Origin of the sequence: Priestia megaterium (assembly GCF_023824195.1) — a bacterium.
GTDB classification, from domain to species: domain Bacteria; phylum Bacillota; class Bacilli; order Bacillales; family Bacillaceae_H; genus Priestia; species Priestia megaterium_D.
This window is the reverse complement of sequence record NZ_CP085442.1, coordinates 2,766,037-2,785,168: the sequence shown is the minus strand read 5'-3', so window position 1 is coordinate 2,785,168 and position 19,132 is coordinate 2,766,037. Positions and strand designations below refer to the sequence as shown.

At 35.6% G+C, this 19,132-nt stretch carries 24 protein-coding genes and 1 pseudogene; 23 read left to right on the top strand and 2 right to left on the bottom strand.

Going from position 1 to position 19,132, the window contains the following annotated elements; genetic code table 11:
* The first annotated feature begins 76 nt into the window (after positions 1-76).
* The 23 genes and pseudogenes from LIS78_RS14135 (at position 77) to LIS78_RS14025 (ending at position 16,755) form a co-directional block, all read left to right on the top strand.
* On the top strand, positions 77-1,732 hold the full coding sequence (locus LIS78_RS14135) for an MFS transporter (protein ID WP_209149881.1): 1,656 nt from the start codon (positions 77-79) through the stop codon (positions 1,730-1,732).
* A gap of 29 nt (positions 1,733-1,761) precedes the next feature.
* A complete protein-coding gene (locus tag LIS78_RS14130) occupies positions 1,762-2,394 on the top strand; it encodes an HlyD family secretion protein (protein WP_209149880.1) in 633 nt (210 codons plus the stop codon).
* A gap of 153 nt (positions 2,395-2,547) precedes the next feature.
* On the top strand, positions 2,548-3,942 hold the full coding sequence (locus LIS78_RS14125; protein ID WP_209149879.1) for an MATE family efflux transporter: 1,395 nt from the start codon (positions 2,548-2,550) through the stop codon (positions 3,940-3,942).
* A gap of 337 nt (positions 3,943-4,279) precedes the next feature.
* Complete coding sequence (locus LIS78_RS14120; RefSeq protein WP_209149878.1) at positions 4,280-4,711, top strand: YwqH-like family protein; 432 nt, start codon at positions 4,280-4,282, stop codon at positions 4,709-4,711.
* A complete protein-coding gene (locus tag LIS78_RS14115) occupies positions 4,708-4,965 on the top strand; it encodes a YwqI/YxiC family protein (RefSeq protein ID WP_209149877.1) in 258 nt (85 codons plus the stop codon). The genes LIS78_RS14120 and LIS78_RS14115 overlap by 4 nt, the downstream gene beginning before the upstream one ends.
* An 18-nt stretch (positions 4,966-4,983) precedes the next feature.
* Entirely contained in the window at positions 4,984-7,020 is a 2,037-nt protein-coding gene (locus LIS78_RS14110; protein WP_245210584.1) for a T7SS effector LXG polymorphic toxin, read from the top strand.
* Between the two features lie 21 nt (positions 7,021-7,041).
* Positions 7,042-7,551: an ankyrin repeat domain-containing protein gene (locus tag LIS78_RS14105; protein WP_209149876.1), complete on the top strand. Its 510-nt coding sequence runs from the start codon at positions 7,042-7,044 to the stop codon at positions 7,549-7,551.
* A 302-nt stretch (positions 7,552-7,853) separates the two neighbouring features.
* Positions 7,854-8,063 (top strand): DNA/RNA non-specific endonuclease, encoded by a 210-nt coding sequence (locus LIS78_RS14100; RefSeq protein WP_280640320.1) that lies wholly within the window; start codon positions 7,854-7,856, stop codon positions 8,061-8,063.
* Positions 8,064-8,071: 8 nt separating this feature from the next.
* A complete protein-coding gene (locus tag LIS78_RS14095) occupies positions 8,072-8,557 on the top strand; it encodes an antitoxin YezG family protein (protein WP_209151743.1) in 486 nt (161 codons plus the stop codon).
* 76 nt (positions 8,558-8,633) lie between these two features.
* Complete coding sequence (locus LIS78_RS14090) at positions 8,634-8,813, top strand: hypothetical protein (protein ID WP_252283840.1); 180 nt, start codon at positions 8,634-8,636, stop codon at positions 8,811-8,813.
* Positions 8,806-9,105 (top strand): contact-dependent growth inhibition system immunity protein, encoded by a 300-nt coding sequence (locus LIS78_RS14085; protein ID WP_209149874.1) that lies wholly within the window; start codon positions 8,806-8,808, stop codon positions 9,103-9,105. The genes LIS78_RS14090 and LIS78_RS14085 overlap by 8 nt, the downstream gene beginning before the upstream one ends.
* Positions 9,106-9,305: 200 nt before the next feature.
* Positions 9,306-10,022, top strand: a complete 717-nt coding sequence (locus LIS78_RS14080) for an SMI1/KNR4 family protein (RefSeq protein ID WP_252283839.1) — start codon at positions 9,306-9,308, stop codon at positions 10,020-10,022.
* 167 nt (positions 10,023-10,189) lie between these two features.
* A complete protein-coding gene (locus LIS78_RS14075; protein WP_252283838.1) occupies positions 10,190-10,675 on the top strand; it encodes a suppressor of fused domain protein in 486 nt (161 codons plus the stop codon).
* A 202-nt stretch (positions 10,676-10,877) separates the two neighbouring features.
* A complete protein-coding gene (locus LIS78_RS14070; RefSeq protein WP_252283837.1) occupies positions 10,878-11,213 on the top strand; it encodes a hypothetical protein in 336 nt (111 codons plus the stop codon).
* Positions 11,214-11,333: 120 nt separating this feature from the next.
* Positions 11,334-11,837: an immunity protein YezG family protein gene (locus LIS78_RS14065; RefSeq protein ID WP_252283836.1), complete on the top strand. Its 504-nt coding sequence runs from the start codon at positions 11,334-11,336 to the stop codon at positions 11,835-11,837.
* A 102-nt stretch (positions 11,838-11,939) separates the two neighbouring features.
* A pseudogene (locus tag LIS78_RS14060) lies at positions 11,940-12,427 on the top strand (antitoxin YezG family protein).
* A 27-nt stretch (positions 12,428-12,454) separates the two neighbouring features.
* Positions 12,455-12,970: an ankyrin repeat domain-containing protein gene (locus LIS78_RS14055; RefSeq protein ID WP_252283835.1), complete on the top strand. Its 516-nt coding sequence runs from the start codon at positions 12,455-12,457 to the stop codon at positions 12,968-12,970.
* Positions 12,967-13,191, top strand: coding sequence for an SMI1/KNR4 family protein (locus LIS78_RS14050; RefSeq protein ID WP_252283834.1), 225 nt, complete (start codon positions 12,967-12,969; stop codon positions 13,189-13,191). The genes LIS78_RS14055 and LIS78_RS14050 overlap by 4 nt, the downstream gene beginning before the upstream one ends.
* Positions 13,192-13,265: 74 nt before the next feature.
* Entirely contained in the window at positions 13,266-13,961 is a 696-nt protein-coding gene (locus LIS78_RS14045; protein ID WP_252283833.1) for an SMI1/KNR4 family protein, read from the top strand.
* A gap of 210 nt (positions 13,962-14,171) precedes the next feature.
* The gene (gene cdiI, locus LIS78_RS14040) at positions 14,172-14,516 is read left to right on the top strand and encodes a ribonuclease toxin immunity protein CdiI (protein ID WP_252283832.1); all 345 of its coding nucleotides are present in this window, start codon (positions 14,172-14,174) and stop codon (positions 14,514-14,516) included.
* 209 nt (positions 14,517-14,725) lie between these two features.
* A complete protein-coding gene (locus tag LIS78_RS14035; protein ID WP_252283831.1) occupies positions 14,726-15,226 on the top strand; it encodes an ankyrin repeat domain-containing protein in 501 nt (166 codons plus the stop codon).
* 30 nt (positions 15,227-15,256) lie between these two features.
* Positions 15,257-16,051 (top strand): Imm47 family immunity protein, encoded by a 795-nt coding sequence (gene imm47, locus LIS78_RS14030; protein WP_252283830.1) that lies wholly within the window; start codon positions 15,257-15,259, stop codon positions 16,049-16,051.
* 74 nt (positions 16,052-16,125) lie between these two features.
* The gene (locus LIS78_RS14025; RefSeq protein ID WP_252283829.1) at positions 16,126-16,755 is read left to right on the top strand and encodes an immunity protein Imm33 domain-containing protein; all 630 of its coding nucleotides are present in this window, start codon (positions 16,126-16,128) and stop codon (positions 16,753-16,755) included.
* Between the two features lie 46 nt (positions 16,756-16,801).
* Here the strand turns inward: LIS78_RS14025 and LIS78_RS14020 are convergent, their stop codons facing one another.
* Positions 16,802-18,196, bottom strand: coding sequence for an APC family permease (locus tag LIS78_RS14020; protein ID WP_252283828.1), 1,395 nt, complete (start codon positions 18,194-18,196; stop codon positions 16,802-16,804).
* Between the two features lie 41 nt (positions 18,197-18,237).
* Positions 18,238-19,008 (bottom strand): carbon-nitrogen hydrolase family protein, encoded by a 771-nt coding sequence (locus LIS78_RS14015; protein ID WP_252283827.1) that lies wholly within the window; start codon positions 19,006-19,008, stop codon positions 18,238-18,240.
* Positions 19,009-19,132 lie beyond the last annotated feature (124 nt).

Here is a 19,132-nt window from a genome sequence, read left to right as displayed (position 1 = left end):
TTATACAACTTGTACAATAAAATATGTAAGGAATTGTTAGTCTTATAAAAAGAATTTAATAAAAGGAGGAATAAATATGAGTCAGAATAATCCAGCAGTAGCCTCCGACAAACAAGGTTTAAGCGTACCTAAATACTTAATTATGGCGATTTTAACGCTATTTTCGATTGGCCCTCAGTATTTTTTGAATTTATCCTACACGGTCAATCAAGTATTAATTCAAAATCGATTTGATGCGAGTACACAAAGCTTACTATTGCCATCTATTATTTCTAACTTGGCATTTGGACTTGGGGTACCTATTGGTCCGATGCTCACGAAAAAATATGGCGTGCGTAAAGCATACTTAACGTTCGTTTTAGTCTTTTTAGCAGGTTCGATTATCAACGTTTTTTCTGAAAACGTTGCGTTTTTATCCCTTGGTCGTCTCATTCAAGGTTTAAGCTCAGGAATGCTGTTTTTAACCATTATTCCAGCTGCGCTGATCTCGTTTCCGAATAAAATTCGAAACTTCTTTTTAGTGTTAGCGATCGGCGGACTGTTCGGTTCAACGGCGATTGGAGCCTTTTTAGGTGCTGTATCTCTTAGCATGGATAATTGGCGCTGGGTTTTTGTTTTAGGAATAATAGCTTCTCTTATATGTCTATTTATTGGTTATAAGGTATTGCCTGCTCACGATCCGAGTCAGCAAGAAGAGCGTCCAGTAGATAAGAAAAGTATCTTTATTCTTAGTCTTATTATGATTTTATTAGTGTATCCACTGTATGAACTAAGATACGAAGGATTCGCTTCTATTCAAGTGTGGCCTTTCTTACTAGCTGCAGCAGGATTAGTTGTCATTTTTGTCTTAGTTGATTTAGCAGCTGAAAATCCGTTAGTACCATTAAAATCGCTGCTAGCCGTAAAACCAGTTGCAGGTACAATTATGGCAATTGGCGGTCATATGGCATACATCTTAGCGATTGCAGGCATTAATGGCGTCATGCAAAATGTGCAAAATGCATCGTACACCACGCTTTCTTATTTTTATTTATACTTTTTTGTTGGGGTACTGATTTCAGCATTTGCCACGACATTCTTGTATGACAAGTTTGGTCCAGGTTACCTTGGAGCGATTGGATCACTTCTCATTGTCGTTGTAGGATTTAGCTGGGTGAACGTATCAGCCGATACATCACTAGTAAGTTTATATGTTTACATTATGCTCTTTGGTATGGGTGTTAGTATGGCACTGGTATCTGGTGCGCTAGGAGCGGCACTAGCCGGAGATTTACATCAAGCTTCGATGCGTTCGATTTCACTGCACTCCATTCGAAATTTACTAGGAGCCATTATAGCACCTGTAATAGGATGGTTTGTTGTTCGACAAAACGCGATTTATTATGAAGATTTTCGAGGTCAAATTAGCTCAGTAGATCCTCAGGTGAAGCTGCAGCTGTCTGAAATGATCAAACGCTATATGGGTATGGGAATGAGCCAAGCGGACGCAAAAACATCGGCTGTGACAGCTGTTGTAGCAAGCGCTAAAAAAGCGTCGATTTTACATGCGTATCACAACTTATTTTTCATGCTTGGTATTTTAGGCGTAATCATGCTCATTGCTTCACTAAGTAAAGCGTGGAGCGGTCAAAATAGAATTCTTGTTCAAAAAGAAGAGGTGCAAGAAAAAGCTGAGCCGCAAGAAGAAAGAAAAATGCTGCCGGCGCCTCAAACAGAAGAAACATCTGTATAATATACTAACTATAGAAAGAAGGAATTCCGATGAGTAAAAGTCGTTTATTGGTTACTAACATTGTTGGAATCATTGTGATTTTATTACTAGTAGGTTTTGGTGGATATTATTTCTACGAAAAAGCAAATTATGTTAAAACCGATGAAGCGCAGGTAGAAGCACCGCTTTCACAGGTTATTGCTTCAGCTAACGGTCAGTTAAGCGAATGGAATGTAAAAGAAGGAGACAGCGTTTCTCAAGGTGATTCTGTTGGAAGCTTAAAAGAAGGCGAAAAATCAACAGACGTGACGTCTATGATTGACGGAACAATCATTAAAAACAATGCTTCTCAAAATCAATTAGTAAAAGCTGGCGATGTATTAGCACAAACAGCTGATTTATCTAAAATCTATATCACGGCAAACATTAAAGAAACAGACCTAGGTGATATTGAAGAAGGAGACAGCGTCGACATTACAGTGGACGGAGATTCAGGTAAAGTCTTTAAAGGTCATGTTGAAGCAATCGGCCGCGCAACAAACTCAGTGTCTTCTATGCTTCCGGCTCAAAACACAGGAAACTACACAAAAGTAACGCAAAAAGTACCGGTGAAAATTTCAATTGATGATGCATCAGATAAAGTTCTTCCAGGTATGAACGCAGAAGTGAAAATTTCAATTTAATAACGGAAAAAAGCTGCTTCCTTCAAGGAAACGGCTTTTTTTATGCCTAAACAAATAAAATAAAAAATGTGCTAAAAAGGGGATGTATACAAAGGAAATGTGTGGTAAGATACTTCTTGTTTGAAATTGGATATCGGTAAAGAAGGTGATGGGATGACCGCGGTCGAAACAAAAAAAGGGCCAAAAGAAAAGCTAAATTTGTTTTTCTTAACGTGGCCGATCTTTTTAGAAGTGTTTCTTTTTATGTTGATGGGGATTGCTGATACCTTTATGCTAAGTGCGCTGTCGGATGATGCCGTATCGGGAGTCGGAGCAGCCAATCAATACCTTCACATTGCGATTTTAGTGTTAGAGGTTATTGGTAACGGGGCCGCAATTGTTGTGTCTCAGTATTTAGGATCAAAACGTTATATGGAAGCGTCAAAGATTTCTGCTTTGGCCGTTACGTTAAATTTAGGAGTCGGGCTAGTCATTAGCGCGGGTTTTCTTTTGTTTTCAAGACATATGATGGAAGCGATGAATTTGCAAGGTGACGTGCTGATGTATGCACAAAGCTATTTATCCATCGTCGGAGGAGCTATTTTTCTTCAAGCGATTATTAACTCTCTTGCAGCGATTATTCGCGTACACGGCTTTACGAAGCAGGCGATGTTTGTATCACTTGGAATGAACATTTTTCATATTGCAGGAAACTATGCTTTAATCTTCGGGAAGTTCGGCTTTCCGGAAATGGGCGTGCAAGGAGCAGCGATTTCATCTGCGTTCAGCCGATTCGTGGCGCTGATTGTGTTCTTTTGGCTGCTGTATCAAGTGATGGAATATAGAGTGAAATTTCAATACTACATTACGCTTTCAAAAGAATATATCAGTAAAATTTTAAAAATCGGTATTCCGTCGGCTTTTGAACAGGTCATGTATCAAGGCTGTCAAATTGTCTTTTTATATTATGCCACGTACCTAGGAGCAGAATCACTCGCTGCTAGACAGTACGCGATGAATATTTCGATGTTCATTTACTTATTTGCCATTGCAATCGGAATGGGCACAGCGATTATTGTCGGCCGCTTAGTAGGCGGAAATGAAAAAGATGAGGCGTACCATCGCGTATGGAAAAGCGTCAAGTGGGCCAGTGCCGTAACGATGATGATGGTTGTTCTTGTGATGACATTTAGAACACAGCTAATTAGCGTGTTCACAGATAACCCGCATATCATTGAGCTTGGGGCGACGGTGCTGCTTCTGAGTATTGTGCTTGAAACGGGAAGAACGATGAACATTGTGCTGATTAACTCGCTGCGGGCAGCGGGAGATGCTAAGTATCCGGTATTAATTGGCGCGATGTCGATGGTCATGATGAGCTTGCCGCTTGGCTATTTCTTCGTTTTTCATTTAGACATGGGGCTCGCTGGCATTTGGCTTGCCATTGCAGCCGATGAATGGACGCGCGCAGTTATTATGTTTTTCCGCTGGAAAAGCCGAGCGTGGGAAAACTACGGACTTGTGCAGCACGAACAAACAGCTGAAGAACCGACGCCGGTTCAAGTATAAAACAAAACCTCTGCAGAATGTGCAGAGGTTTTTTGCTGTGTAAAAAAGTGAAACGTAGATCAGTCTTTTTACGCAAAAATCTTTAATTTATGGCAGAAAACGGGTATGGGTACAAAGAAATGGTTTTATTCTACTTATTCTTTGTTTTAGATAACGGTATATTGTTGGATAACGTATTTAGACATGAGTCTTTTTTCGTTGATTTTTTATTTTTATCTCAATTCATGAAACTAGAAGTATAAAAAAGAGAGTTTTTTCCTATTTAGCTATAATGAGACAAATTTTATACTTATAATTATTGGATTAAACTCGAAATGTGCGGAACAGGAGGAACGATATGGGTTTAGGAAGCGTATTAGATGGATTGCTGGGTGAAGTATCTGGAAAAGTTTCAGATGTAGAAGGAAAGATTTCTAAGCTAAAAACGGCCAAAAGTAAAATTGAGCATGAACAGGCTACTTCATTAACTGAAATCGAACACATCAAAAAGCCTGAGCTAGGAGAAAAGTGGACGGGTACGTTATCGGATGATTTTGAAGAAAAACGTACGGCAGCCTACGACAACATAAAAAGCATTTTAAACGGTGATTATGATGGATATATCCGTGAAATTGAAACAAAGATTGGACTGTTAGAAGCCGAAAAAGGATTTTTTAGCGGCTTGAACGCGGCTATTGGAGAAGCTGATTCTCTGTTAGCTAAAGGTGAAGAAGCCTACGAAGAAGTAGAAAGCAGAATCAGTGCTATTAGAAGGGGGCTGTTTTCATGACAATTAAGCTTGATCACGCTGACGTTATCAAAAAGCTTGAAGCAGTCAGCACAGCGATTGGAAATTTATCTATCGATAAAATGCCTGACCTCGGAAAAAACAGCCTTGATACTACAAAGAAATGGGAAGCGCGCGAAGAAGAAATTCAAACGCTTGTTTCTACTTATATAAAAGCGCTAAACAAAAACGTAAAAGATACAAAATCCAATGTAGACTTGTTAAAAGAACAAGACGAATCTATTATCCATTCGTAGCAGCAAGGGGGGATGACTGTGGAAAAGGTATACGATGCAAAAGCGCTGTTTGACGTAGCAAAAGACAGGGAAAATGCCTACGATGAGTTACTGAGCCAGCTGGGTGAACTGAAAAAAGCACTGCAGGGCGTAGCGGACTTAGAAGGCAGCTTAGAAGGAAAAGGCGCTGACAATATAAAATCTTTTTACAAGCAGCACGCCGATACGGCCGGACAGTGGGAAAACTTAATTAAAATGCAAAAAAGCTATTTTTCAGCGCTTCACGTCAAAGCTGAAAAAGCAAAGCTAGCCGGAAGCACGGTTGTAAATGAATCGTTTTTAGAAACAGAGTTAAAAAACGTCAACAGCAACGCTAAAGAAATGGTTGCTCAGCAGCACGAAGATCTGCAAAGTATTTTAAACGGCATCGATGATATTGTCTCTATTTCAGCGTTTTCAACGAGTGAGTTTAACGATAAAATAGAAGAAGCAGAGAAAAAACGCACCGATACAATTGAAGCGGTGAACCAGCTTGATGCTGAATGGTCAAAAGAATACAGCGAAATGGACGACTTCTATACGGTAGTAAATACGCTAGTGAGCGGCTTAGAGCTTGCTACGAGTCAAGGAGGAAGCGCCTATCAGCTTGCTTTTAACGAAAAAGCGTATCACGACAGCGAGCTGTATAAAGTTCAAACAAAGCTAAACGACTATGCGACTTCGTATGTTGACTACAACAAGCAGCAAGAAGAAGTATACGAGCTGGAAAAAAAGCAAGAAGAAGAAGCAAACAAACCGTGGTATGAAAAAACGTGGGACGCGGTTTCTACCTTTACAGGAGAGGTCAGCGGATATTATGATTATAAACGAGCAGCAGAAGGCGTTGACCCTGTTACGGGTGAAAAACTTTCTACCTCACAGCGCGTCGCAGCAGGAGCCATGGCAGCAGCCGGCTTCATTCCGGTCGTCGGCTGGGTAGGAAGAGCCGCAAAAGGCGGAAAAGCAATCTACAAAACGGCTAAAGGCCTAAGCGCAGCGGATCACGCCTTAGACGCCTACAAATCCGCCAAATCCTTCAAAGTCCTGGAGCAAACCGAAAAAGGCCTCTACGGTCTTGTGGCTGCAAACGGGCTAGGAGAATACATGACCGGACGCGATATGTTCGGGAATAAAATCAGTGAAGAGCAGCGTAAAGCAAGTCTTCTGCAAGCATTAGGAATTGCTGGAGCTGGGGCGCTTTCTACGAAAGTAGCGGGGAAAATGGGACAAAGCCTTGTGACCAAAGGAACCGAAAAGCTCAACAACATGCGCAACACGCTTCGCACAAGCGCCGTTGCCAACGTCACAAAACAAGCCTACCAAAGCGTCAAAAACGCGCCAGCCTCTTGGACGCAGTCGCTACATAAAACGTATAACAACATCCTAGATAGCAGCATGCCAAGACTGCTTCCAGACCTTGTGCCGGCCGGTCCGGCACTTGCCCAGCAGACGGTGAGGGAGACCTTGCAGAATGTGAAGCAGCAGACGATGCATATGATTGGTAAGGTTTCTGTTAAAGATAAGCCAGTGAGCGAATATCTTAATGATATAACTACATCAGGTAGGGTCAATAAGGATAAAATGAATCAGCTTAAAAATGCTATTCAAAATAATAGGTTTAATGTAGAGGAACTTTCAGAAATTAATGAAAAGATGTCTGAACTAGGCATTACAAAAGAATATAATGAAGTACTCTTAAAAATTGATTTTGGAAAATATCTCACAGGGTTAATAGGTGGCCCACCTGAGGCTATGATAAATCCACATGCTCATCATATTTTATTTAAGAAAGGTCTTGGTCAAAAGCAAAAAGAGCTTGTGCAAGAAGGGCAAGAAATATTAAGAAAATATGGAATTGATCCGATAATTGGGCAAGAAAATCTTGTCTGGGCACCGAATGCTGTGGTAGGACAACATAGTATTGACGCCTTAGAAATTGTTGTTCATAGATTAAGGGCTGTTGAAGAAATGGACGGAGACTTTGATGATATTGTTGAAGCCCTTAAAGATTTAGGAGATATAGCTAGTACAAGATAGTTGAATATGGGAGGTAACGTTATGGATGAAAAAAGTTTAAATAAAGTCATAAGAAATGCTATCAAGCTCGGTGATATTAATCAGGTAACACATTTAATAGATGACAATCCGCAATCTTTACATTCAATAACACCGTTTGGGACGTGGTTACATGTTGCAGCTAAAAAAGGGAAACTTGAAATAGTGAAATATTTGCTACATAAAGGAATTAATATTAATACAAAAGGTGATATATTTGATGCTGCTCCTCTGAGGGTAGCTGCGGGAGAAGGACATTTGGAAATAGTGAAATATTTAATAGCGGAAGGCGCAGAATTAGATGTGAGTTTAGCTAAGAGAAATCCACTATTTGGAGCAATTTATGGCGGGCATAAAGAAGTAGTTGAATGTTTAGTTGAAAAAGGAATAGATATTTCAGTTAGATATACTGGGGAAAATATTAAGAATATGAATGCCTACGAATATGCTAGGGAGTTCGGGCAGACCGAAATTGCTGAATATTTAAAGCAGAAGATGAATGAAAAAGAATAAACTTGAAATTAGCTTTACAGTCATAAGTATCAATGGAAAAAATGAAATGATAAAAGATCTTGATGGGTAATATTCCTTTCAAGATCTTTTGCTTTGTTAAAAATCATGGGATGATAAAAGTTCAAGTATCTGTGTGAAAAGATACGGATGGTGCTTGCATTTTTTATAAGTGTGAGATTGTGAAACAAATTAACTCAATCTATTGAAACCAAAAAAGTCCTCTATGGTTTTGTTGTTCAAAATGGCTTAGGAAAATACATGAATGGACGTGATATGTTGAGGAACAACTTAGTGCAGGTAAAATAGATAACAATCGTTCTGGTGGAGTCTGGTTTAGTATGGAGAAAGATTGGGCAAATGCTTTGAAGGAAGTCCCTCCTAAAAAAGTATCGGTAAAAATATTTCCCTCTTATCAAGGGGATTCAATACGCCCTATTAAATTTAGAATAGAGTATCAAATTGAAGGTGAACCCAAAATTAGAAGAACAATTAGAAATCAATCTGGAGGGTAAATATGAGTATGGAAGATAAATTACAGAACCTTTATCAAGAAATAGCAGAAACAGTTAATAATATGATTCCAGAAGAATGGGAGAAATTTTATTTTTATGCGCAGATTGATGAATCTGGAGGACGAACTTACTTTTTTTATAAATCCATTAGAGATCATAGTTACAACTATAGTCTAGATATACCGGAACACTTTAACCTATCGGAACTAGAATTTAATAATGAAGAAGATAAGCTTTTTGATCTTAGTGAACAGCTTAGAGAAATCTTTAAAGAAAATAACCAAGAACTATGGTATTCTTTTACGCTAATGTTGGACCAAACAGGGAAGTTCTCTGTATCATTCGATTATACAGATTGGTTTAATACAGATTACGGATTTGTAGCACAGAAAAAGATTTGGAAGTACAAATATTTAGATGAAGCACCAACGGATGAAAAAACTAAAAGTTTAATAGATCAATATTTAAAAGAGTATCCAAATAATCCTATTTAAATAACTATTAAGGTTATAAGTAAACACACTTTTTTGTGAAAAATCAGTGTGTTTTTTATAATGGATCGGACGAAAGATGTCTGGAAGCAAAGTTAGTGACGAGCAGTGCAGAGCAAGTCTTCTGCAGTTTGAGAAAATGTCGGCTGTTTCTAAAGGTATAGAAAACGTTAAGCAAGGAGACAAAAGCTCTTTAGCACCAGGTGATGGTTTAGCTGCACACGAGTTAAATGGAAAGAAGTGGAAGGTTTATGGATGAAAGTTATGATTACATAGAGGAAGTGGAAGGTTTTTTAGGAGGGACATTTCATCAAGACATCAGTTCTCCTGAACAAGCATTAAAAGAGTTTATAAACGAAGTCAGTAAAGAATGTCTGTTGTCTACAATAAGAGATTGTGAAGAACTTTTGAATAGTAACTTAACCAAACAAGAGAAAGAAAATCTTATTCAAAAGAGTGCAGAAATTTATTTTTCAGCTACTGAATTAACTCCTCTACAGTGGCTATATAAATTAGTAGAACAAATGAAGGAAGCAGTAAAAACAAAGTGAAAGTATTTTAACAAATATTTGATTGGCTACATGTGTTCCAGATTTTTCACTCTACATCAGCTAATATGTAAAGGGGTAAATTTGTTTGAGAATCGAGAACTCCTAGTGAGTGTACCATAATAGGGTTGATGAAAAAGAATTGCAAGTGAAAATACAGGGTTTAATAGCTGGATTTTTAAAAGAATAGGGAGTTGGTAGGAATGATGCTTCAAGATAAATTAGATTTCTTAAATAAGTATACATTAAGTAAGAAACTATCTGTAAGCTTAATAGAACCTAATGACATTGATCATATCCAAAAGGATTTAATTCTTAATGAATGGAGAGAAATTTTTAAAGAGAACGATAAATCTAGTAAGATAAGTAAGATATTAAACATATGGAAAAGATTTGTAAGTAATGAAATGAGCAACACCATATCTTTTTTGAAGGAATTTTTGGTGGATGTTGAATTAATGGCTATTGGTGATAGGTATTCTATATTATATTCGGTGAAAAATGCGAGAGGAAAAATTTTATATTATGAAGGTCGAAATCCTAAAGAGTACTTTAACAACGAACAGCTTGAAGAAGACTGGAGTAAAATTCCAGATAAAATTAGAAGCTTTTATGAAAATGTTCATAATGGATTTTATTACTATCCAAGTAAGTCAATGGGGTTAGAGTCCTTAGAAGATATTACGTATTTAGACGATTATGAATGGGAAATTGTTGATGAAATTGGAGAACATAATTTGAAAATTGACTTCGCATCTTCATATGGATTTTTCAGTAATGGAATGGGAACTTATGTAGTAGTTGACTACAAAAACAGTCTCGATGACAATGCTACTTTGTGGTCTTCAAAAGAAGAGCCAGAGTATAACTTAAACTTTTGGGATGTAGTAGATGAATGGATGGTTATAGGATTTGAATAAGTTAATAGAACGTAGATATAGAAAGCATTTGATATTCTATATGAGTATTAAGTGCTTTCTTTTGTCTAAGGATATATAAATTTCAAAGTCTTAATTTGTAATCAACTAGAGAACCTAGCTTGAGTAGCAACAGACATAAATACGAAATATAGAGGAGAGGTCAAAAAATGATTAACTACGGAGAACTTTATTACGATCATTATAGTAAATATTTAGGTGAGCCAATAGACCGAGAACTTTATAGAAATAATGAAGAGCTTCCCAGTATACAAATTTTAAAATATGAAAATGTCTTTGAAGAATGTTTAGTTTTTAATACATTAGGATTAAGTAAATATGAAGAAGTTTTAAGAGATAATATGGAAATTTCAATGGTAGTTGAAGGAGCATTCAATAGCACAGGATATATCCTTGCTAATGTGTTATTTTATTGTCTAGGTAATGAAATAGAAATAGGGCGTGGAACAGCAGTTAGTGGTATTGAAAGTATTGAACAGTCATTTTACCAAAAGTACAATAAAAATGCAGTTTATTTTACTGAACCGTTTGCTTTTCCCGAAGAATATCATGAGCTACATACTGAGAGCAAAAAACAAAAGGGGAAAGTCTTGTTAGGTTTCTTTATTTCTCAGGCTGAATATGATTTTTTTTAAAAATACGGAGCGGAAAAATTTGAAGAGTTGTTAGAAGAAAGTAATGTAGATCCTTTTAATGTTAATAGAAAGTCTGTAATTTGATAGCTAACTATCTATTAATAGTGCTTTCGAATTCAGTTGTTTTATTAAGTAATGTATAAATACTACATCAGCAAGTGACCATGGATCTTTTGATTACTGAGTGGAGGGAATAGCACATATGCACACCATTAGTTTAGTAGTTCTTAATGACTCAAATGTTAATAAATATATTCCTTTGTTAAGACAAAAAACATTTAAATTTATAAGCGACATAAAACAAAATATCAGTATGAGAAACCCTGTGATTGAATGTGATTATTATGATGCAGAAGAATTGGAACTTTTAGTAGCGTCTGCTGAGGAATTACTTCTAATGGGAGCAAGTATCAAAATTTATGAAGATGAAGAAGAGATTACACTTAAAATGGTAAAAAATTCAATCAAAACGATAGAAGACGTTGCAAAAGATCGGGAAGAAGTGGATAGCTTAATGTCTAATGATGATACTGAATAAAAAGAGTCAGTGAAAATGGAATCGATGTGCAGCTGGCAGTCAGTGAGACTTACTTCCTTCATGATAGACTATAAAACGTATTGTTATACGTGAAATTTTAAATGAAGCAGGGGGAATAATATGTCTTTTGAAAACGAACTTCATACACTTTATCGTAAAATTGCTCAAAAGGTAAGCGATATGATTCCTGTTGAATGGAGCGGTTTTTACTTCAATGGTGAAGTGAAAGACGGAGAAGGTGGAGTATACTTCTTTTATACAACTGTAGGAGAAGAAAACGAATATCAATATTCACATTTGATACCTCGAACATATCAAGTTGAAAAAAAAGCGTACAATCATTCTCTTCATGAATTATTTAATTTAACGGTTCAATTACAAAAAGTATTTATTGAGAATCAACAAGAACCTTGGTATTCAGTTACAATGATAGTAAATGATGAAACAAAATTAGAGGTGCATTTTAGTTATGTAAACTGGAATGACTCACAATTTGGACCTTCAGATCGAATTGAGTATTTTGAGTACAAATATTTAAGTAGAGAATTAGCGGATGAAAAAGATAAAGAACAAATGATGAAAATGAAAAGATATGAAGAAGGTTTTAACAGTAATAATCAATGAGTTATAGCATTTGAGCGAAATGAAGGAATGCAAAGATAGCGGGCAGAGAAGGCCATTTTGTTGGTGTTTCATTAAGGCCAAATGTATCGGAGGTTGCTAAAAGTGGAAAATGAAATGAAGCAATTACATAAAGAAATAGCTGAAACAGTGAATGAAATGATACCAGAAGAATGGGAAAAGTTTTATTTTTATGCTCAAATATCAGAAACTGGAGGAGGCACTTATTTTTTTATAATACACCTCAGAATACACAAAACTTTACGTATAGTTTGAAAATCCCGTTTGAGTATCATGTGGATAAACAAGAATTTAAAAAATGTAAAAGAAAGCTGTTTGAATTGAGCGATCAATTAAGAAACAGTTTTGAAAATAATCATCAAGAGCTTTGGTATTCATTTACAATGTCTGTAGATAGTAGCGGGAAGTTTAACTTGCACTATGATTATACGAATTGGTTTGATACAAAGTATAGTTTTAGTGACCAAATGATGATTTGGAAACGTAAATATCTAGGTGAAGAACCAAGTGAAGAAAATGATAAAGCATTAATTGCGAAATATGATAGTGAATTTCCGAATGATCCTATTTGAGTAGATGATAATGAAGGAGTTTGCATAGTGGACCGAAACTATAGTAAGAAAGCGATAAGAAATGCCATTAAAACTGGCGATATCAATGTAGTGAAAAAATTAATAGGTGATGATATAGAGGTTTTAAATACCATGACTGTATTTGGTACGTGGTTACATGTAGCGGTTAAAAAAGAGAACCTTCAAATCGTCCGGTATTTAGTTGAAAAAGGAATTGACGTTAATGCGAAAGGCGGGACATTTGATGCTTCTGCGTTAAATCTAGCAGCTGGGTCTGGCAATTTAGAGATAGTAAAGTATTTAATAGAATCTAGAGCAGAACTAGATGTGAGCTTAGCGAAGAGAAATCCGCTTTTTGGAGCAATTTATGGGGGGCATAAAGAAGTAGTTAAATATTTAGTACAAAAAGGAATAGATATGTCAATTAAATACACGGGAGAAAATATTAAAAATATGAATGCCTATGAATATGCTAGGAAGTTTGGGCAGACAGATATTGCTGAATATTTAAAGCGAAAGATGACTGAAAAAGTAGAATCTTGAAATTAGTTTTACAGTCACAACTATTGATACAAAAAATCTTAATTGGTAATTTTATTACCAATCGAGTTTTATTTGCAGGAGATTTGGTATGTTTAGATTATAGAGACTCAAGAGATAATCCTAGAGTTTGTGTATGGGATCATGAAAATTCTGCTGAACTTGAACCAATCACTTACCATGTTGCAGATACGTTTAAAGAATTTTTAGGTATGCTTCATTAATCAGTGGTGAACGTAGAACATGAAAATGATGGAGAGTATTTCATATTAATGAATTTAATAAGGAGTAATAAAGGATGGAAAAAATATCTTTTTTAAGACAATATAGAAAAGAAGTAGAACTGGTACCTTTTAATAAAGTAAAGAGTATTAAAAAAGAAGAAATACCAAATCAATGGTTAGAGATTGTTAGCGAAGAAGATAAGGATATTAGAGTGAAAAAAACCTTAGGTATATGGGAAAGTTTTTTCAGTAAAGAGTTGAGCAACACCATACTATATCTGTCAGAAAATTTGTTGGATGTTGAATTAATCTTAGATAATGGTAGATATGCAATTTTGTATAGTATAAAGGATTCTCAAGGTGATTGTATGTATTATGAAGGTGGCTTACCTACTAGTAATATAAAGAATCCTGCTTTAAGAAATGTTTGGCAAGATGTACCTGGAAAATTGAGAAGTTTCTATGAGAATCTACATAACGGCTTTTATTATTTTTCAAGCAGAGCAATGGGGTTAGTATCATTAAATCATGTTACATTCTTCGATGACGATGAATGGGGAATTATTGATGATCTAGAACAACCATTAGAGATTAATTTGACTACAACATTTAGTTTCTTTGAAAGTGGAATGGGAGGTTATGTAGCTGTCGATTTGGAAAACTGCAGTAATGGTAATGCTACACTTTGGTTTACAAATGATCAGCCAGACTACGGTGTTAACTTTTGGGATGTTATGGATGAGTGGTTAGTCATAGGGTTTGAGGAGTGATTAGTAAGATTACAATGAAACACACTGACTTTCTGAATGAAAAGCAGTGTGTTTTTGTATACAAAGAAATTAGTGAGATACCTCAAGCTAATCGTAATGATATCATAAACAGCAGAGCGAGAAGTGTATTAAGTTATACTGGGTATAGAGATTAAGCTAGTGAGGAAATATTAAATTTTTATCCAATCGATTATAGAAGGAGGGATACGAATGAAGAAAATCGTAGAAGTATTTCATGATATAGATTGTACGTTGTCTCCCATGATAAGTTTTTATAGCGTTTTGACAGATAAAGAATTTTTAAAAGTATTACACTATTTTTCAGAGGGAATTGGTTATGGAAATGAGTACTACATTTGTACATTTTCAGACGACTTAGAGCCGTGGGAAGAGGGCTATGTTGAAAACGGTATTGAATTTCTAGACGGTACGGGTGACACTGACAAAAGTGTTATTGTTGATTATGAAACGTTTTTAAATTATTTGAAAAAAGTTTGTCAGGTATATATTGAGGAGCATGCACATGATAAAGAAAGTGATGGCTCTTTTACATAAAATCAAACAAAATTATAGTATTGAAGACTAGTAGAAGTACATAAATGAGTAATGAATCGAGTAGGAAAGAAAATTAACAATTGCTATAGATAACAAGCTCTCCACACTACAGCGCGTCACACCAGACATAGGTATAGACGATATAATGGAAGTGCTGAAGTATATTGGGGAAGATTTTATAAGGTAGAAAATTAGAGGAGAAACGAAAAATGGAAACAACTCAAATGACAAAAGCTATTAGAGGTGCTATAAAAAATGGTCAATTAAATAAGGTAAGAGACTTACTTGAGAAAGAGCCAGAAATGTTAACATGGATAACACCTTTTGGCACATGGCTACATGTAGCAACAGCTCATGGTCATTTAGAAATCGTACAATACCTTATTCATGCTGGAATAGATGTTAGTGCACAAGGAGGGACGTTTTCTACCAATGCCTTAGAAAGAGCAGCTGCAAAAGGTTATGTAGATATTGCTAAGTACCTTATTAACCACAATGTTGAAATTGATATCAGTGAACCAGATAGAAATCCGCTGTTTGCTGCCATATATAGTGGTCATTTTGAGATGGTTAAACTGTTAGTTGAAAATTATATCAATATATCGATTAAATACTCTGGTGAAAACATGAAGGAGATGGATGCTTACACGTTTTCGCTTGAAAGAGGACAAACAGAAATTTCTGAATATTTAAAGGGAAAGTTGAAATAGATAATTTACTTAACGAAAGCAGGTGTAATGATGGAAAAGACAAGAAACCTTATGAATAGTATATGGTTTGGCGAAAAAACAACTTTATCTCAAGCTGAAATGAAAGAACATATATTGAAAGCTCATACAGAAAGCGAAATTTTATTTAATTTAATAGAGTTATATAAAATAGGGGATTTTACTCAAAAACCGCTATTAATTCAATTAATGAACGGGACTAAAGATGAAGCGATTTTGAATTTATGTACAAGGATATTTTTAGCTATCGCAACACATGACGACTTAAGAGATTTAAACAATCTGCGATTTCTGAGTAAAGGTACTGAAGAAACATTCAATACGTTTGCATCAGCATCGATAACATCACTTTCTCTTGAAGTAATTCCTTACTTATTGGCTTTACTTGAAGATTGGGATGAAATTGACGATACGGCTATCATCATAAAGGATTCGCTTGATTTTTTCCTTGACTATGAAGAAAAAATTGGAGAAGAGGCGACTGTCGACGAAATAGGCAACTTTTATTTTGAGTATTGCAATGAGAATGATACAGAAAGTTATTACTTTCAACAAAATTTAGCTTTTCCCGGAGACTTAGCAAAAAAATTAGTCCAAAGAGCGATGATTGCAGCAAATAACGAAGAAACATTAAAAATGGAATTGATTCCATCTTTATTATCCATTTTGACTGGTGAAAAAGTGCCTGGAGATTACAGCACAATTATGAATGCAAGCAATTATAAAAAGATTATTGAGTATATCGATAGCCTTTCCATTAAAGACTGGGAAAAAGGACAAAAGTATTTTTATGGGTATAAGCTATAGAAAGAAACCTTACGTACTGTCCAAACGCAATATGTTTGGCAACAAAATCAGTGAAAAAAGAAAGGGTAGAATAATTGGAGAAATTCATTAAAAATATAGGTAATAAAGTAGTCGTAGTTCAAGTAGAACATGAATTAAAAATGCAGGTTGAGAGCCTGTTTAATATCTTTGAAACGATAAAAAGAGAAAAATGGACTGACGGTTTTTCGATACAAATAGGATGGTCAAACTTTATTGTTTCTATAAAAGGTGAAGAGTACTACATTCTTTCACCGGACTATTCACGGAATCCCTTTGAGGATTATACAGAAGATCTAACGCTTGCTCTATGGGTGCAGTTGGAACAAGTTCACTTTTTGCGCAAGTTAAACATGGGAAATGGTGAAGATGTGAGCTTTAGTGATAAAGTTGTGGTAGCTAAAAATATACTAGAAGTAGATAGTATTTACTTACAAAGAAGCGGTGGAGCTGAACGAGGAGGTTCTGGCTGGTACATAGGACCGGTAAATGAAGAAGATGATACAGAAGAACTTGAGGCTTTTTATGCTTATCAATTATTAAAGATTCGTCCATCACTTATTCAAGTTTTAGCTTTACCATATGAATATATGGTGATTTTTGAAAGAGATAAAGTGAAGGCAGTATTAAATGAAAACGATGAAGATATTTTTAGTGGAGGAAGAAATTCGAGTAGTCAAGACTGACATGAGAAAGAGATGCTGTAAATAGCATCTCTTTTTTTAAAAAAAGTTATAATGTCTTTTCAACAGCTTTTTGATGTACAAGAGAGGAAGATTTCATTATTTCCTCTTCATCGAAGTCCATTTCTGGAGGAGAAAGCTTAAATCCTTTTGTAAGAAAAGTTAAGTACACAAGTCCTATGGCAGTCCAGATGCTTCCTAGCACTAAGGCGTGTTTATCTAGATTAATAAAGAGATAGAAATCAAGGACTGCCCCAATAGCTGGTATAAGAAAGTACAGAAGAAACCTATTTTTTCTTTCATTTTTTAACGTGAAGTAATAGTGAAAAATGACCGATAGATTTACAAAAATAAATGTTAAAAATGCTCCAAAATTAATAAAAGAAGTAGATGTACTTACATCAAGCTTAACGGCCAGCAATGAAATGCCTCCTATGAGTAAAATATTCAATAGGGGTGTTTTCGACTTTCGATGAAGATAACCAAATATCTTAGCGGGAAGTACGCCGTCTCTTCCCATTGCAAATAATAAACGGGCTCCGCTTGTTTGAGCAGATAAGCCAGATGCGAATTGAGCAATAATTAATCCAGCTAGAAAAATAGAGCTAAATAAATTGCCGCCGATTTGTACGGCAATTTCAAATGCTGCTGAATCAATATTTTTAAAAGATGTATAGTCAGGATGAACAAGCTGTAGAAAATAAGAAGCTCCAATAAAAATGATGCCTCCAATTAGTGTAATAAGAAAGATAGCTTTTGGCATTGTTTTTTCAGGATTAATGGTTTCTTCAGATAGAGTTGTAACAGCATCAAATCCTAAAAAAGAATAACAAGCAATGGAAGCGCCAGCAGCTACAAACGAAAATGTAAGATGCTCGTTCAAGAATGGGTTAAAACTAAAGAGCGCAAAGGGTGATGAACCTTTTATAAGGTATATAATACTTAGTGAAATAAAAATACCGACTACGAGCAATTGAAAAACCATCATTAATGTATTGACGTTCGCCGCCGCTTTTAAGCCAATCATATTGATGACAGTTGTAATAAAAATAAAGGCTAGTACAAATGTCCAAAGAGGAATACTAGGAAAGGCTGTATGTAAATAAACGGCTCCTATAAGCCAAATAACCATAGGAAGAAACAGATAGTCTAGTAAAACAGCCCATCCAATCATAAATCCGACATATGGATTTATAGATTTTCTTGTATAAGTATAAGCAGACCCTGCAATAGGAAAAGCTTTAGTCATTTTACCGTAGCTATAAGCCGTAAATAGCATAGCAGCTAAAGCCACTATATAAGCAGTGGAAACTAGTCCATGGGTGGTTTCAGCCAACAAGCCATAAATACCAAATACAATCATTGGAGTCATATAAGCAATTCCAAACAAAACAATATGTGACAACTTCAAAGTTGGAACTGCTTGGTTTCTTTTTGTTTCCATCTTTGCGCCTCCCTTAAAAATTGTTTTTAATCTTCCTATATCTATTTGTACAAATCCGCTCTTCTGTGCATAAGGTAATTAAGCTTCTGATCTTTTGATTCCTCTAAAGAAATAGCTACTGTCGATATTTGTTCCTTGCTACCCATTTTTAAAAGAACTTTTCCTTTCCTGTTGACGACTGCGCTATGTCCAAAAAAGAATGTATCTTCTTCAGAGCCTATTCGATTGCATAGAGCAATTGGAAGTTCATTTTCCATAGCGCGGCTTTTTAAATAGGTTATTTGATAATGTTCGTAAGGGCTCATGTTAGCAAGCGGGATGATGAGTAAATCAGCTCCTTTTATTTTTAAAGTTCGGGCCACTTCAGGGAATTCAAGGTCATAGCAAATCATTAATCCAATGGTTCCAAATTTGGTTTTGAAAACAGGTAAAGTGTTGCCTGGGCGGAAGATTTCAGCTTCCCTGTCAAAAAGATGTGTTTTTTGATACGTACCAATTACAGTTCCGGTATCATCTATAAGAGCAGATGTAATATGATAATGCCCGTTAGCTGTTACTTCAGGAAAAGATATAACGGCGTGGATGCTGTGATCCCTGCAGCTTTGTTGTAAAAGCTGTAAGCTTTCACCACTGACGGATTCAGCTAGCTCCTTAATATCATCCCAAATAAAATAGCCTGTTAAACAAAGTTCTGGGAAGACAATAAGGTCAGCCTGTTCGCTTACAGCTTGCTTAATACAGTCATTTATTTTTCGAATGTTTTCTTTTTTATTGCCTAGTACAGGACAAAACTGAGCAATTGTAATATTCACTGTAAAATACCTCCTCATAATAGTTTTCACTATAAATACAAGCAAGAAGTGTGCCAACGTATTTTTTCAGTCAATTCTGATTTTTAACCTTTAAAAAGATGAATTTTTTCATTATACTAATAAG

Coding starts and splice junctions, on each gene's coding strand:
- LIS78_RS14135 (WP_209149881.1), top strand. CDS start 77: ATGAGTCAGAATAATCCAGCAGTAGCCTCCGACAAACAAGGTTTAAGC.
- LIS78_RS14130 (WP_209149880.1), top strand. CDS start 1,762: ATGAGTAAAAGTCGTTTATTGGTTACTAACATTGTTGGAATCATTGTG.
- LIS78_RS14125 (WP_209149879.1), top strand. CDS start 2,548: ATGACCGCGGTCGAAACAAAAAAAGGGCCAAAAGAAAAGCTAAATTTG.
- LIS78_RS14120 (WP_209149878.1), top strand. CDS start 4,280: ATGGGTTTAGGAAGCGTATTAGATGGATTGCTGGGTGAAGTATCTGGA.
- LIS78_RS14115 (WP_209149877.1), top strand. CDS start 4,708: ATGACAATTAAGCTTGATCACGCTGACGTTATCAAAAAGCTTGAAGCA.
- LIS78_RS14105 (WP_209149876.1), top strand. CDS start 7,042: ATGGATGAAAAAAGTTTAAATAAAGTCATAAGAAATGCTATCAAGCTC.
- LIS78_RS14095 (WP_209151743.1), top strand. CDS start 8,072: ATGGAAGATAAATTACAGAACCTTTATCAAGAAATAGCAGAAACAGTT.
- LIS78_RS14090 (WP_252283840.1), top strand. CDS start 8,634: ATGTCTGGAAGCAAAGTTAGTGACGAGCAGTGCAGAGCAAGTCTTCTG.
- LIS78_RS14085 (WP_209149874.1), top strand. CDS start 8,806: ATGGATGAAAGTTATGATTACATAGAGGAAGTGGAAGGTTTTTTAGGA.
- LIS78_RS14080 (WP_252283839.1), top strand. CDS start 9,306: ATGATGCTTCAAGATAAATTAGATTTCTTAAATAAGTATACATTAAGT.
- LIS78_RS14075 (WP_252283838.1), top strand. CDS start 10,190: ATGATTAACTACGGAGAACTTTATTACGATCATTATAGTAAATATTTA.
- LIS78_RS14070 (WP_252283837.1), top strand. CDS start 10,878: ATGCACACCATTAGTTTAGTAGTTCTTAATGACTCAAATGTTAATAAA.
- LIS78_RS14065 (WP_252283836.1), top strand. CDS start 11,334: ATGTCTTTTGAAAACGAACTTCATACACTTTATCGTAAAATTGCTCAA.
- LIS78_RS14045 (WP_252283833.1), top strand. CDS start 13,266: ATGGAAAAAATATCTTTTTTAAGACAATATAGAAAAGAAGTAGAACTG.
- cdiI (WP_252283832.1), top strand. CDS start 14,172: ATGAAGAAAATCGTAGAAGTATTTCATGATATAGATTGTACGTTGTCT.
- LIS78_RS14035 (WP_252283831.1), top strand. CDS start 14,726: ATGGAAACAACTCAAATGACAAAAGCTATTAGAGGTGCTATAAAAAAT.
- imm47 (WP_252283830.1), top strand. CDS start 15,257: ATGGAAAAGACAAGAAACCTTATGAATAGTATATGGTTTGGCGAAAAA.
- LIS78_RS14020 (WP_252283828.1), bottom strand. CDS start 18,196: ATGGAAACAAAAAGAAACCAAGCAGTTCCAACTTTGAAGTTGTCACAT.